Source organism: Pseudescherichia sp. (genome assembly GCF_032052675.1).
Lineage (GTDB): Bacteria > Pseudomonadota > Gammaproteobacteria > Enterobacterales > Enterobacteriaceae > Pseudescherichia.
The window spans coordinates 358,719-372,912 of the sequence record NZ_DAMBWA010000003.1 but is presented as its reverse complement, the minus strand read 5'-3'; the positions used below and the strand labels follow the sequence as shown (position 1 = coordinate 372,912).

The following is a 14,194-nucleotide window of genomic DNA, read 5'->3' as shown; positions in this document are numbered from 1 at the left end:
ATCCACCACCCGATCCACTAGATGAAATAGCCATGATGAATGATTCGCTCTGCCGCATTATTGCGGGTGAACTTCAGGCCAGAGCTGAACAGGTAGAAGCTGCCGTTCGCCTGCTTGATGAAGGGAACACCGTGCCGTTTATTGCACGTTATCGTAAGGAAGTGACTGGCGGTCTGGATGATACGCAGCTGCGTAACCTGGAGACCCGCCTTGGCTATCTGCGTGAACTGGAAGACAGACGTCAGGCGATCCTGAAATCCATCGGTGAACAGGGGAAGCTGACCGACGATCTGGCGAAGGCCATCAACGGCACCCTGAATAAAACCGAACTCGAAGACCTCTACCTGCCGTACAAACAAAAACGGCGCACCCGCGGGCAGATCGCCATCGAAGCGGGTCTCGAGCCGCTGGCGGAGCTGCTGTGGAACACGCCGTCGCACGATCCGCAAACCGAAGCAGAGAAGTTCATTGACGCCGATAAAGGCGTGGCCGACAGCAAAGCCGCGCTAGACGGCGCGCGCTACATCCTGATGGAGCGTTTTGCCGAGGATGCTGCCCTGCTGGCGAAGGTGCGCGACTACCTGTGGAAAAATGCCCATCTGACGTCGACCGTCGTCGCTGGCAAAGAGGAAGAGGGAGCGAAGTTCCGCGACTACTTCGATCACCATGAGCCAATCTCTGGCGTGCCGTCCCACCGTGCGCTGGCGATGTTCCGCGGCCGCAACGAGGGCGTGCTGCAGCTGGCGCTGAATGCCGATCCGCAGTTTGACGAGCCGCCGAAAGAGAGCCACGGCGAGCAGATTATTATCGACCATCTGGGCCTGCGCCTGAACAACGCCCCGGCGGACAGCTGGCGGAAAGGCGTAGTGAGCTGGACCTGGCGCATCAAGGTGCTGATGCATCTTGAGACCGAGCTGATGGGCACGGTGCGCGAGCGCGCCGAAGATGAAGCCATTAACGTATTTGCCCGCAACCTGCACGATCTGCTGATGGCGGCCCCCGCCGGGCTACGCGCGACGATGGGTCTCGATCCCGGCCTGCGTACCGGCGTGAAGGTGGCCGTTGTCGACGGCACCGGCAAGCTGGTGGCGACCGATACCATCTACCCCCACACCGGTCAGGCTGCGAAAGCCGCCGCCGTCGTGGCTGCGCTGTGCGAAAAACATAACGTGGAGCTGGTGGCGATCGGTAACGGTACCGCCTCTCGCGAAACCGAGCGTTTCTATCTCGACGTACAGAAGCAGTTCCCACACGTGAAAGGCCAGAAAGTGATCGTCAGCGAAGCGGGGGCGTCGGTCTACTCCGCCTCCGAACTGGCGGCGCAGGAGTTCCCCGGTCTCGACGTTTCGCTGCGCGGCGCGGTCTCCATCGCCCGTCGCCTGCAGGATCCGCTGGCGGAGCTGGTGAAGATCGATCCGAAATCCATCGGGGTTGGCCAGTATCAGCACGATGTGAGCCAGACCCAGCTGGCCCGTAAGCTGGATGCGGTAGTGGAAGACTGCGTGAACGCCGTGGGTGTCGATCTCAACACCGCCTCCGTACCGCTGCTGACGCGCGTGGCGGGCCTGACGCGGATGATGGCGCAGAACATCGTGGCGTGGCGCGACGAGAACGGCCAGTTCCACAACCGTCAGCAGCTGCTGAAGGTGAGCCGTCTTGGGCCAAAAGCCTTTGAGCAGTGCGCAGGCTTCCTGCGTATCAACCACGGCGATAACCCGCTGGATGCCTCCACCGTTCACCCGGAAGCCTACCCGGTGGTCGAGCGTATCCTGGCCGCGACCGAGCACTCGCTGCGCGACCTGATGGGCAACAGCAGTAATCTACGCGGCCTGAAAGCGTCCGACTTTACCGACGAGCGCTTTGGCGTGCCGACGGTGACCGACATCATCAAAGAGCTGGAGAAACCCGGCCGCGACCCACGCCCCGAGTTTAAAACCGCCACCTTTGCCGATGGCGTTGAGACCATGAACGACCTGCAGCCGGGGATGATCCTCGAAGGCGCGGTCACCAACGTGACCAACTTCGGTGCGTTTGTGGATATCGGCGTCCATCAGGACGGCCTGGTCCACATCTCTTCTCTGGCTAATAAGTTCGTTGAGGATCCCCATACGGTGGTGAAGGCGGGCGATATTGTCAAAGTGAAGGTGCTGGAGGTTGATCTGCCCCGCAAGCGTATCGCCCTGACCATGCGTCTGGACCAGCAGCCTGGCGAAGGCAACGCCCGTCGCGGCGGCGGCAACGGTAACGGCGCGCAGCGTGAACCCGCATCACGCCCGGCGAAGCCGCGTGGTCGCGAGGCACAGCCAGCTGGCAACAGCGCGATGATGGATGCGCTGGCAGCGGCGATGGGTAAAAAACGGTAACGCTTTTCCTGCTCACGATGTAGGCCCGGTAAGCGTAGCGCCACCGGGCATTATCATACTGACCTTGTAATGCCGGGCGGCACTGCGTTTGCCCGGCCTACGCCATTTCCAAAGTGAATAAATATAATTTTATATGTTGCTACAACGTATATTAATTAATTCTCGCTGTTAAAAGAGTAGCGGCGAATATTGCGCTAAATCAAAACTAATAGTCATTCTTACCCAATTCAACACTCCCACACATTTTAATGATTGCTGATAAAAACTATTATCATTACCATTGTCCTGTTGATTATTTAACCATTAATCCAGTAGGTCCTATGTCCTTCTCGCCAGCCAGCGCGTGGAAAATCGTGGGGTTTTCCCGTGAAATTAGCCCGGCCTATCGGCAAAAATTGCTCTCTCTGGGCATGCTCCCCGGGTCATCCTTTAACGTGGTGCGTGTCGCCCCCTTAGGCGATCCCATTCATATTGAAACCCGGCGCGTCAGCCTGGTATTACGTAAAAAAGATCTCGCGTTATTAGAGGTGGAAGCCCTGCCGCAATAACGGCGCTCCACGCAATGAGTCTGCTATTATGAAAAAATTAACCCTTGGCCTTATTGGTAATCCTAATTCCGGCAAGACGACCCTTTTTAACCAGCTCACGGGCGCACGCCAGCGCGTGGGCAACTGGGCGGGGGTCACCGTCGAGCGCAAAGAGGGCTCCTTTACCACTACCGATGCCCAGGTAACGCTGGTCGATCTGCCTGGCACCTACTCGCTGACCACCATTTCGTCGCAAACCTCCCTCGATGAGCAGATCGCCTGTCACTATATTCTCAGCGGCGATGCCGATATGCTGATCAACGTCGTCGATGCCTCGAACCTGGAGCGTAACCTCTACCTGACGCTGCAACTGCTCGAGCTGGGCATTCCCTGCATCGTCGCGCTGAACATGCTGGATATAGCCGAGAAGCAGCAGATTCGTATCGATATCGATGCCCTCGCCGCACGCCTTGGCTGTCCGGTGGTGCCGCTGGTCTCGACGCGTGGGCGCGGCATTGAGGCGCTGAAGATGGCCATCGATCGCCATCAGCGCAACAGCGATATCGAGCGGGTTCACTACGCCCAGCCTCTGTTACACGAAGCCGAAACGCTGGCGCAGGCGATGACCGCCGATATGCCCCTTCAGCAGCGCCGCTGGCTGGGCCTGCAGATGCTGGAAGGCGATATCTATAGCCGCGCCTATGCCGGGGATGCCGCCCACCAGCTGGAGGCATCGCTGGCGCGCCTCGGCGAGGAGATGGACGATCCGGCCTTGCACATTGCCGACGCCCGCTACCAGACCATCGCCGCCATTTGCGACACGGTCAGCAACACCCTTACCGCCGAACCGAGCCGCTTTACCGCCGCGATGGACCGGATCATCATCAACCGCGTGCTGGGCCTGCCCATCTTCCTGCTGGTGATGTACGTTATGTTCGTGCTCGCCATCAACATCGGCGGCGCGCTGTCGCCTGTTTTCGACGCCGGCTCGGTGGCCATCTTTATTCATGGTACGCAGTGGCTGGGCTATACCCTGCACTTCCCGCAGTGGCTGACCATCTTCCTGGCCCAGGGGATCGGGGGCGGCATCAACACCGTCCTGCCGCTGGTACCGCAGATCGGCATGATGTACCTGTTCCTCTCCTTCCTTGAGGACTCAGGCTACATGGCGCGGGCGGCCTTTGTAATGGATCGCCTGATGCAGTCCCTTGGCCTGCCCGGAAAATCCTTTGTTCCGCTGATCGTCGGCTTCGGCTGTAACGTACCTTCAGTGATGGGGGCGCGTACCCTTGACGCACCGCGCGAGCGCCTGATGACCATTATGATGGCGCCGTTTATGTCCTGCGGGGCACGGCTGGCTATCTTCGCCGTATTTGCCGCCGCCTTTTTCGGCCAGGAGGGGGCGCTGGCGGTCTTCTCCCTCTACCTGCTCGGCATCGTGATGGCGATCCTTACCGGGCTGATGCTCAAGCACACCATCATGCGCGGGGAAGCATCGCCCTTTGTGATGGAGCTACCGGTCTACCATGTTCCCCATCTGAAGAGCCTGGCGATCCAGACCTGGCAGCGGCTGAAGGGCTTTGTGCTGCGCGCCGGGAAGGTGATTGTGGTGGTCAGCATCTTCCTGAGCGCCCTGAACAGCTTTACGCTGAGCGGGACGGCGGCGACCAGCATCAACGACTCGGCGCTGGCCGCCGTCAGCCGGGTCTTTACTCCGCTGCTTAAGCCCATCGGCGTCCACGAGGATAACTGGCAGGCCACCGTCGGCCTCTTCACCGGCGCAATGGCGAAAGAGGTGGTCGTCGGCACGCTGAACACCCTCTATACCGCCGAGAACATTGAGCAGGAGGCATTTGACCCCGCCACCTTCAGCCTGACGGATGAGCTTACCGGCGCACTGCAGGAGACCTGGCAGAGCCTGGCCGATACCTTTAGCCTGAGCGTGCTGGCTAACCCCATTGAGGCGAGCAAAGGCGATGGCGAGATGGCGACCGGCACGATGGGCGTGATGGGCGATAAATTTGGCAGCCCCGCCGCCGCGTACAGCTACCTGATCTTCGTCCTGCTCTATATCCCCTGCATCTCGGTGATGGGGGCGATCGCCCGTGAAGCCAGCCGTGGCTGGATGGGCTTCTCGATCCTCTGGGGGCTGAATATCGCTTATTCGCTGGCTACGCTCTTCTACCAGACCGCCAGCTTTAGCGCCCACCCACGATACAGCCTGACCTGCATACTGGCGGTGGTGCTGTTTAACGTTCTGCTGCTGGGTGGCCTGCGCCGCGCCAGAAGCCGGGTCGACGTCAACCTGCTGGCGGCGCGTAAAACGGCGGCCAGTGTCATACACGTTGAATATGTTGAAGAGGAGGCGGAGGGATATCTGAAGGGAAAATGTAAAACCTGCTCGCAGAGCAAGGCATGTCAGCACTAACAGTAGATGCTGCGCTAAAGAACGGAGGCGGGCGCACTGCCCGCCTGGCTGCAATTACTTGTAGACGTCCGCCGTGGCGCGAATATCTTTACTGATTTTGTCGCCGCTGGTGATCACATAGTACTTGCCGCCCAGCTCATCGGCTTTCTTCTCCAGCTCTGCCCGGGCATCCATCGGTGCTGACGTATCCGAGGTGCTGATGGTGCCCACTTTGGTCAGATTCATCTCTTTAATCTTATCTTTCTGTACCTCTTCCGCCGCCATCACGCTAAACGAGAGTGCGCCAATAACCAGAGATACAACGATACCTGCTGTACGTTTCATAGCCTTTACTCCATACGGTAGTGGATGCCATTACGCTTTTTGTTGGAACGCCAAATCGATAAATACGTTTAAATTTTAGTCTGTTCCAGCCGTTTCGCCAGCTGCTGCGTAAACTCCACCAGGATCTGGCAAAACGCCTCAGGATGCGAAATGAAGGGTGCGTGTGCCGCCTTAGCAAACACCTGTGACTCGCTCTGTGGCCACTGCGCGTCCAGCCACGGCACGATATTGCGCGGCACAAGCCCGTCAAGACGCCCATAGAGACGCAGGAACGGCTGCGTCAGCTGCGCGAGCGGTTCGCGCAGATCGGCGGTTTTCAGGATCTCCAGCCCGCCGTTGAGCACCTCTACCGACGGCATCGGTAGCGCCAGCACGGCGTGCTTCAGCTTGCGGGCATCGTCCCGGGCGGTCTCCGTGCCCAGGGTTTGCAGGGCCAGAAAACGTTCCACGGTGCGTTGAAAGTTATCGCTCAGCTGCTGCTGGAAGCCGGACAGCACCTCGGGTTTGATGCCCGGCCAGTCATCTTCGGCGCTGAAGCAGGGGGAGGAGGCGACCGTCACCAGGGCGCTAACGCGATCGGGCGCGCTTAATGCCGCCTGGCTTGCCACCAGTCCGCCAAGGCTCCAGCCAAGCCAGACCGCCTCCTTTGGCGCATGGGCCAGCACAATCTCCGTCATCTCGGACAGGGTCAGCGCGCCGAAGCCGGTGCTGCGACCATAGCCCGGCAGATCCACCAGATGCAGCGTAAAATGCGGGGCCAGATCCGCCGTAATGCAATCCCACACCTCTGCATTCAGTCCCCATCCGTGCAGCAGCACAAGATGACAATTTCCTTCGCCTTTGGTTTGCCACCAGATGTCGTTCATCCGCTATTGTTCTCTTCTCATGTCCAGGAGGGTACGTATGCTAACAGCGCCAGGCTTGTGCTGGCTATGCCGAATGCCGCTCGCCCTGCCCCGCTCAGGGATCTGCTCCGTCTGCCAGCGGACGATTCGCCTTCCGGATAGGGTCTGCCCGCGGTGCGGCCTGCCCGCCGCCAGCACGACGCTACTCTGCGGACGCTGCCTGCAAAAGCCGCCTCCCTGGCAGAGGCTGGTGGCGGTCAGCGCCTACGCGCCGCCGCTTAGCGCGCTGATCCACCAGCTGAAATTTTCCCGTCGGCCGGAGCTGGCCGCGGCGCTGGCTCGACTGCAATTGCTCGCCATTCTTGATGCCCGGCGTACCACGCGGCTTGCGCTGCCGGACCGCATCGTCAGCGTGCCGCTCTACTCGCGCCGTCAGTGGCTGCGGGGCTTTAACCAGAGCGAGCTTCTCAGCCGCCCGCTGGCACGCTGGCTGAGCTGCCGCTACGCCAGCCATACCCTGACCCGTGTCCGCCCGGCCCTGACCCAGCACTTTCTCAGCGCTCGACAGCGAAAAAGCAATCTGAAAAATGCCTTTCGCCTTGAATTGCCTCTCGACGGCCTCCATATCGCTATCGTGGATGATGTCGTCACTACCGGCAGCACCGTTGCGGAGATCACCCGTCTGCTGTTGCAGGGCGGCGCGGCGACTGTTCAGGTATGGTGCCTGTGTCGCACCTTGTAGAGGCGCGATGATGGGCGTATTATAACCAAGTAAAACAGTCAACTATTTAGGCCATTGCTATGATCCATATTTCCGACGCAGCTCAGGCGCACTTTGCCAAACTGCTGGCAAATCAGGAAGAAGGAACACAAATCCGCGTATTTGTGATCAATCCAGGCACGCCAAATGCCGAGTGCGGCGTCTCTTACTGCCCGCCGGATGCAGTGGAAGCAACTGATACCGCGTTAACCTTTTCGCTGCTGACCGCCTATGTCGACGAGCTGAGCGCCCCGTATCTGGAAGATGCGGAGATCGACTTCGTGACTGACCAGCTGGGTTCGCAGCTGACGCTGAAGGCCCCTAACGCCAAGATGCGTAAGGTGAATGACGATGCCCCGCTGATGGAGCGCGTTGAGTATCTGCTGCAGTCGCAGATTAACCCGCAGCTGGCTGGCCACGGTGGCCGCGTCACGCTGATGGAGATCACCGATGAAGGCTACGCCATTCTGCAGTTTGGCGGCGGCTGTAACGGCTGCTCAATGGTCGACGTCACGCTGAAAGAGGGGATCGAGAAGCAGCTGCTGAACGAGTTCCCTGAGCTGAAAGGCGTGCGCGATCTCACCGAGCACCAGCGCGGCGAACACTCCTACTACTGATCGACCTGCCTTCTGCTGTTCTGCCCGGCGGCGCTCCGCTGGCCGGGCTTCTCCACCCCGCTTTATAATATGACCCACGTCGCACTTCTAAAATTTACCGGCCTGAAGTGATTCTATTCGCCTGTATGTTACCCGTATCATCCCTTTGTGCAGTTAAAACTACTTAACAAGCCAGTTACTTTGTAGATAAGCGTTACCCATAACATCATAAAGGCCAGGTAAACCATGCCACTTATCATCGTTGCTCTCGGTGTTGTTCTATTACTTCTGTTAATGATCCGCTTTAAATTAAACGGCTTCATTGCATTGATCCTGGTGGCGCTTGCCGTCGGGCTGATGCAGGGAATGCCCGTGGATAAAGTTGTTGCCTCCATTAAGGCAGGCGTCGGCGGTACCCTCGGCAGCCTCGCCCTGATCATGGGCTTCGGTGCGATGCTGGGTAAGATGCTGGCGGACTGCGGCGGTGCCCAGCGGATCGCTACCACCTTGATTGCCAAATTTGGTCAGAAATATATCCAGTGGGCGGTGGTATTAACCGGCTTTACCGTCGGCTTTGCCCTGTTCTATGAGGTGGGCTTTGTCCTGCTGCTGCCGCTGGTGTTCACTATCGCTGCGAAAGCGCGCGTGCCGCTGCTCTACGTAGGTGTCCCGATGGCCGCCTCGCTCTCCGTGACCCACGGCTTCCTGCCGCCGCACCCAGGCCCAACCGCTATCGCCACCATCTTCCACGCGGATATGGGCAAAACCCTGCTCTACGGTACGCTGCTGGCTATCCCAACCGTGATCCTGGCCGGCCCGGTCTATGCGCGCTTCCTGAAGAAAATTGATAAGCCGATCCCGGAAGGCCTCTATAACGCAAAAACCTTTACCGAAGCGGAGATGCCGAGCTTTGCCGTCAGCGTCTGGACCTCGCTGGTGCCGGTGATCCTGATGGCCGGTCGCGCCGTGGCGGAGATGGTGCTGCCAAAAGGCCACCCGGTACTCTCTTATGCCGAGTTCTTTGGCGATCCGGTGATGGCGACGCTGATTGCTGTGCTGATCGCGATCTTCACCTTTGGCCTTAACCGTGGCCGCTCGATGGATCAGATCACCGATACCATCACCTCCTCAATTAAAATTATCGCCATGATGCTGCTGATTATCGGCGGCGGCGGCGCGTTCAAGCAGGTGCTGGTGGACAGCGGCGTAGATAAATACATCGCGGCGATGATGCACTCCACCAACCTGTCGCCGCTCTTTATGGCGTGGTCCATTGCCGCCGTGCTGCGTATCGCCCTCGGCTCTGCTACCGTGGCAGCCATCACCGCTGGCGGTATCGCGGCTCCGCTGATTGCCACTACCGGCGTCAGCCCTGAGCTGATGGTTATCGCCGTCGGCTCCGGCAGCGTGATCTTCTCCCACGTAAACGATCCAGGCTTCTGGCTGTTCAAGGAGTACTTCAACCTGAGCATCGGTGAGACCATGAAATCATGGTCGGCGCTGGAGACCATTATCGCGGTGTGCGGCCTGATCGGCTGTCTGCTGCTGGGAATGGTGATTTAGTTGATGTGCCCGGCGGCGCTGCGCCGCCGGGTGATTATTTACTTCTTCACTGTCGCTCTACGACGCTTATCCAGATCCTTCACCAGCCTGTTCACCTTCTCATCGGCAAACATCTCCTCCAGCGACGTCGACAGCTTGCGCCGCCAGTTTTTGTACTGGTAGCTGGTGCCCGGCACGTTGACCGGATCCGCCATATCCAGCCAGTCTTCCGGCTGTAGCCCAAGCAGCGCGCTGCTGCTGTCGGCAATATAGCGTTGCAGGCCTCGGTTGAGGGTGGCGTTCATCGCCATGCGAGCCGCTTTGCGTCCGGTACTCTTCGGCAGACAGCCGTGCTGGTGCAAGGCGTCCAGCAGGCCCTGTTTCGCCCGCTCGCGATCCGCGTACAGGCCACGCAATACCTCTTCATCCGGATAGAGCCCAAGCGTCTTGCCAAGGGTCAGATCGTCCGCCTCCCAGTAGCCGCGCAGAGTCGGCAGGTCGTGGGTGGTGGCAACTGCCATCGACTGAGCAGGCCATGCCTCTGGCGCGCGCACCCGCTTTTTATCGTCGCTTTCGAAATAGAGCACCTTGTAGGAGTAGACCCCGCTGTCGCGCAGCTTGCTGACGATCTCCTTCGGCACGGTGCCAAGATCTTCGCCGATGACCATGCAGCGGTGGCGTTGGCTCTCCAGGGCAAGGATCGCCAGCATGTCATCCACCGGGTAGTGAACATACGCGCCCTGATCCGCCGTCTCGCCGTAGGGGATCCACCACAGACGCAGGAGCGACATCACGTGGTCAATACGCAGCGCGCCGCAGCTCTTCATGTTGGCCCGCAGCAGCTGAACAAAGGGCTCATAGCCGCGGGCGGTGATGATATGCGGATCCATCGGCGGCAGGCCCCAGTTTTGCCCCAGCGGCCCGAGAATATCCGGCGGCGCCCCCACGGAGGCTTCCAGGCAGTAAAGCTCCCGGTCGCACCAGGTCTCCGACCCGCCCTCGGCAACGCCTACCGCCAGATCGCGGTAGAGGCCAATCGGCATCGCAAACCCCTGGCTGGTCTCCCAGCACTCCGCCAGCTGAACGGCGGCCAGCCACTGGAGCCAGAGGTAGAAATCCACCTCGTCGGCGTGCTCCTGACAGAAGGCTTTTACCTGCGGGCTGTCGGTGCGCCGATAGGCTTCCGGCCATACCGGCCAGCCCCAGCGCATCTCATCCTCTTTCACCTGGTATTCATGCAGAGCGTCAAACGCCGCCTGCCAGTAGAGGCCCTCGCCCTGCTGCTGCACAAAACCGCGAAACGCCGCCATTTGCGCGTCGTCGTCCGCCCGATCGGCAAAGAGACGCCACGCCATTTTGAGCGCCGCCAGCTTCAGGGCGGTGACGCTGGCATAATCGACCCACTCGCTGTCGCGCGCCGCATTGAGCGCTTTCTGGGTGGAGTCCATCTTCCACCACGCCTGCGCCTCGTCGCTGCGCTGGTAATCCTCTATGGCGTTGACGTCGATATAGAGCACGTTAAGCCAGCGCCGTGAGGAGGGGCTATAGGGGCTGGCGCTCTCCGGCATCGCCGGGTAGAGCGCATGAACCGGATTGAGGCCGATAAACGCCCCGCCCCGCTTCCCGACCTCGACCAGCATGGCCTTCAGATCGCCAAAGTCGCCGATACCCCAGTTTTTCTCCGAGCGCAGGGTGTAGAGCTGCACGGTGGCACCCCACAGCTTTTTGCCCGCCAGCAGCGCCTCGGGCTCATAGCAGCGCGGCGGGGCGACAATCACCCGGCACTGCCACTGCTTTTTACCCTGACGCAGAGTTAACGTGTGATAACCCTCTGCCAGCGAGGCGGGCAGCGTCATCCGCTTCTTGTCGCGGAACGTCCCCTGGTGCTGCTCGCCGGTTTCGGTCGTGAGCGTCCAGCTAAATTCGCCGCTGCCCTCAACGGGCAACGACAGCCTTTTACCGTGAATAAGCACCTTAACCTGAGGTATGGGAGCCGCTGCCGCCTTTTTGGCCGCAGCGGGGTGCATCGCGTTAAGCAAACGCCGCTTGGTGTCGGCACCAATTGACTGGGGTTTGCCGTGGGCGTTGATATAGTTAGGGCTAATGCCCGCCGCCAGCGCGGCGTCAGCCAGACGTTTACTTTCCATGGCGCTCCTTAGCGTTTGGCCTGCCAGATCAGGTTTTGATAGTCACGAATTGAGCGATCGGAGCTGAACATGCCGCAGCGGGCGGTATTGAGGATCGCCGCGCGGGTCCACGCCTCCTGGTCACGATAGAGCACGTCGACCTGTTTTTGCGCCTCAACGTAGGCGGCAAAGTCAGCGGCAACCAGATAGGGATCGCCCCCCTCTTTGCCAATGCTGTGCAGCATCAGGTCGAAAGCATGCTTGTCGCCGTCGCTGTATTTACCGCTCTCCAGCTCTTTGAGGATCGCATTCAACAGCTTGTCTTTCTTGCGCCATTTAACAGGATCGTAGCCCTTCGCCTTCAGGGCCTTCACCTCTTCCACAGTATGGCCGAAGATGAAGATATTCTCTTCGCCGACCTTCTCGGCAATCTCGACGTTTGCCCCATCCAGCGTGCCCACGGTGAGCGCGCCGTTTAGCGCCAGCTTCATGTTGCCGGTACCGGAGGCCTCCTTCCCGGCGGTAGAGATCTGCTCGGAGACATCCGCCGCCGGGATCAGCTTCTCGGCCGCCGAGACGCAGTAGTCCGGCAGGAAGACCACCTTCAGCTTGTCGCCCACGCGTGGGTCGTTGTTGATCGCCTCCGCCACCTTATTGATAGCAAAGATAATGTTTTTCGCCAGGTAGTAGCCCGGCGCGGCTTTGGCCCCGAACAGGAAGACGCGCGGCACGCGATCCGCCTCCGGGTTCTCGCGGATCTCTTTGTAGAGAGCGAGGATGTGCAGCAGGTTCAGATGCTGACGCTTGTACTCATGCAGGCGCTTGATCTGGATATCAAAAATAGCGTCAGGATTAATGACGATACCGGTACGCGCTTTCACAAACTCCACCAGCCGCGTCTTGTTCTCCTGCTTGATAGCGCGATACTGCTGACGGAAGCTCGCGTCGTCGGCGTACTTCTCCAGGGCCAGCAGCTGGTCAAGATCGTTGACCCACTCTTTCTTCAGGGTGCTGTCGATGAGGGAAGCCAGCGCCGGGTTGCACTGCTTGATCCAGCGGCGCGGGGTGATGCCGTTAGTGACGTTATGGAACTTGTTCGGCCACAGCTGGTGATACTCCGGGAAGAGATCCTTCACCACCAGGTCCGAGTGTAGCGCCGCCACGCCGTTAACCGCGAAACCGCTCACTACACAGAGGTTAGCCATGCGCACCTGGCCGTCATACACCACCGCCAGCTTCGCCCATACCGCTTCGTTGCTCGGCCAGGTTTTCACCACCTGCTTTTTAAAGCGATCGTTGATCTCTTTGATGATCTGCATATGGCGCGGCAGCAGCGGCTTCAGCAGCCGCTCATGCCAGTTCTCCAGCGCCTCCGGCATCAGCGTATGGTTGGTATAGGCAAACAGGCGGCTGGTAATCGACCACGCCTCGTCCCAGCTCAGCTGATGCTCGTCGATCAGCACGCGCAGCATCTCCGGAATGGCGATGGTCGGGTGGGTATCGTTGAGCTGGATGACTTCGTAGTCGGGCAGCTCCGCCAGCTTGCGCCCGGCCAGATGGTGACGGCGCAGAATATCCGCTACCGAGCAGGCGCACTGGAAGTACTGCTGCATCAGGCGCAGCTTTTTACCCGCGGTGTGGTTGTCGTTAGGATAGAGAACCTTAGTCAGCTTTTCGGCGTCGATACCCTGCTGTTCGGCACGCAGGAAATCGCCGTCGTTAAATTTAGTCAGATCGAACGGGTGAGCGTGCTTAGCCTGCCACAGTCGCAGAGGCTGCGCTACGCCGTTACGATAGCCCAGCACCGGCAGATCCCACGCCTCGCCGACCAGGGAAAATGCGGGCTCCCAGCGTCCGTCCCGGCTCACCTTGCCGCCAAGGTTGACCTTAACGTCCAGCGCGGCGTTGTGCTGGAACCAGGGGTAGCTGCCGCGATGCCAGTCGTCCGGGGCCTCCTGCTGCTGCCCGTCGACAAAGGACTGGCGGAACAGACCGTACTGATAGTTCAGGCCGTAGCCGATAGCGGGCTGGCCTACCGTCGCCATCGAGTCAAGGAAGCAGGCCGCCAGCCGTCCTAACCCACCGTTGCCCAGCGCCGGATCGATCTCCTCCTCCAGCAGGTCGGTCAGGTTGACGTTATGCGTTTCCAGCAGATCGCTCACCTCCTGATACCAGCCCATGTTAAGCAGGTTGTTGCCAGTCAGGCGGCCAATCAGAAACTCCATTGAGATGTAGTTTACGTGGCGCTGATCCTCTGCGGGTTTGGCTACCGCCTGGGCAGCAAGCTGCTCCGCCAGCGCGCCGCTCACCGCGTGCCACCACTGGTGGGGGGTCATCTCTTCGGCGGAACGGAGACCAAAACGCTGCCACTGACGCGTCAGGGCAGCGGCAAACTGAGCTTTATTAAAGGTTGGCTGTGACATAGCAAACGGGGATCCTGTAAGTAAAAACAACGTTAACGCTAGTTTGCCTGGCCCATACGGCGACTTCCTCATCCTGCCAGGGAAAAGCCCAGGAGGAGCCGCAGGGATGAGCCAAAAGTGTGATCGCTGCCACTTAAAGTTAGCTGCAAAAAGGCGAATTACTCAAAAATTCAACGGCCAGACGGCACAAAAACACATGCAAAAGTATGAGGAAATTATCGACAGTTAACCGGGAGGGCGCTCAAGAAAATGAAATGCCG

At 59.6% G+C, this 14,194-nt stretch carries 10 protein-coding genes; 6 read left to right on the top strand and 4 right to left on the bottom strand.

Annotated elements, in window-relative coordinates:
- Window positions 1-32 precede the first annotated feature (32 nt).
- From RTX96_RS06520 to feoB, 3 genes are all read left to right on the top strand, one after another.
- Window positions 33-2,363 (top strand): Tex family protein, encoded by a 2,331-nt coding sequence (locus RTX96_RS06520; protein ID WP_312670594.1) that lies wholly within the window; start codon window positions 33-35, stop codon window positions 2,361-2,363.
- A gap of 320 nt (window positions 2,364-2,683) precedes the next feature.
- Window positions 2,684-2,911, top strand: coding sequence for a ferrous iron transporter A (gene feoA, locus RTX96_RS06515; RefSeq protein WP_103820327.1), 228 nt, complete (start codon window positions 2,684-2,686; stop codon window positions 2,909-2,911).
- Window positions 2,912-2,939: 28 nt separating this feature from the next.
- A complete protein-coding gene (gene feoB, locus RTX96_RS06510) occupies window positions 2,940-5,318 on the top strand; it encodes a Fe(2+) transporter permease subunit FeoB (RefSeq protein ID WP_312670593.1) in 2,379 nt (792 codons plus the stop codon).
- Between the two features lie 54 nt (window positions 5,319-5,372).
- Here feoB and RTX96_RS06505 read toward each other — a convergent pair whose 3' ends face one another.
- Window positions 5,373-5,642, bottom strand: coding sequence for a YdgH/BhsA/McbA-like domain containing protein (locus tag RTX96_RS06505; RefSeq protein WP_103820330.1), 270 nt, complete (start codon window positions 5,640-5,642; stop codon window positions 5,373-5,375).
- A gap of 68 nt (window positions 5,643-5,710) precedes the next feature.
- On the bottom strand, window positions 5,711-6,508 hold the full coding sequence (bioH, locus tag RTX96_RS06500) for a pimeloyl-ACP methyl ester esterase BioH (RefSeq protein WP_312670592.1): 798 nt from the start codon (window positions 6,506-6,508) through the stop codon (window positions 5,711-5,713).
- A 37-nt stretch (window positions 6,509-6,545) separates the two neighbouring features.
- Here bioH and gntX point away from each other — a divergent pair, with 37 nt between their 5' ends.
- From gntX to gntT, 3 genes are all read left to right on the top strand, one after another.
- Window positions 6,546-7,229: a DNA utilization protein GntX gene (gene gntX, locus RTX96_RS06495; protein WP_103820332.1), complete on the top strand. Its 684-nt coding sequence runs from the start codon at window positions 6,546-6,548 to the stop codon at window positions 7,227-7,229.
- 59 nt (window positions 7,230-7,288) lie between these two features.
- Window positions 7,289-7,864: a Fe-S biogenesis protein NfuA gene (nfuA, locus tag RTX96_RS06490; RefSeq protein ID WP_103820333.1), complete on the top strand. Its 576-nt coding sequence runs from the start codon at window positions 7,289-7,291 to the stop codon at window positions 7,862-7,864.
- Window positions 7,865-8,089: 225 nt separating this feature from the next.
- Complete coding sequence (gene gntT, locus RTX96_RS06485) at window positions 8,090-9,406, top strand: gluconate transporter (RefSeq protein WP_103820334.1); 1,317 nt, start codon at window positions 8,090-8,092, stop codon at window positions 9,404-9,406.
- Window positions 9,407-9,444: 38 nt separating this feature from the next.
- Here gntT and malQ read toward each other — a convergent pair whose 3' ends face one another.
- Complete coding sequence (malQ, locus tag RTX96_RS06480) at window positions 9,445-11,532, bottom strand: 4-alpha-glucanotransferase (protein ID WP_312670591.1); 2,088 nt, start codon at window positions 11,530-11,532, stop codon at window positions 9,445-9,447.
- Window positions 11,533-11,540: 8 nt separating this feature from the next.
- Window positions 11,541-13,934: a maltodextrin phosphorylase gene (gene malP, locus RTX96_RS06475; RefSeq protein WP_312670590.1), complete on the bottom strand. Its 2,394-nt coding sequence runs from the start codon at window positions 13,932-13,934 to the stop codon at window positions 11,541-11,543.
- Window positions 13,935-14,194: the final 260 nt, after the last annotated feature.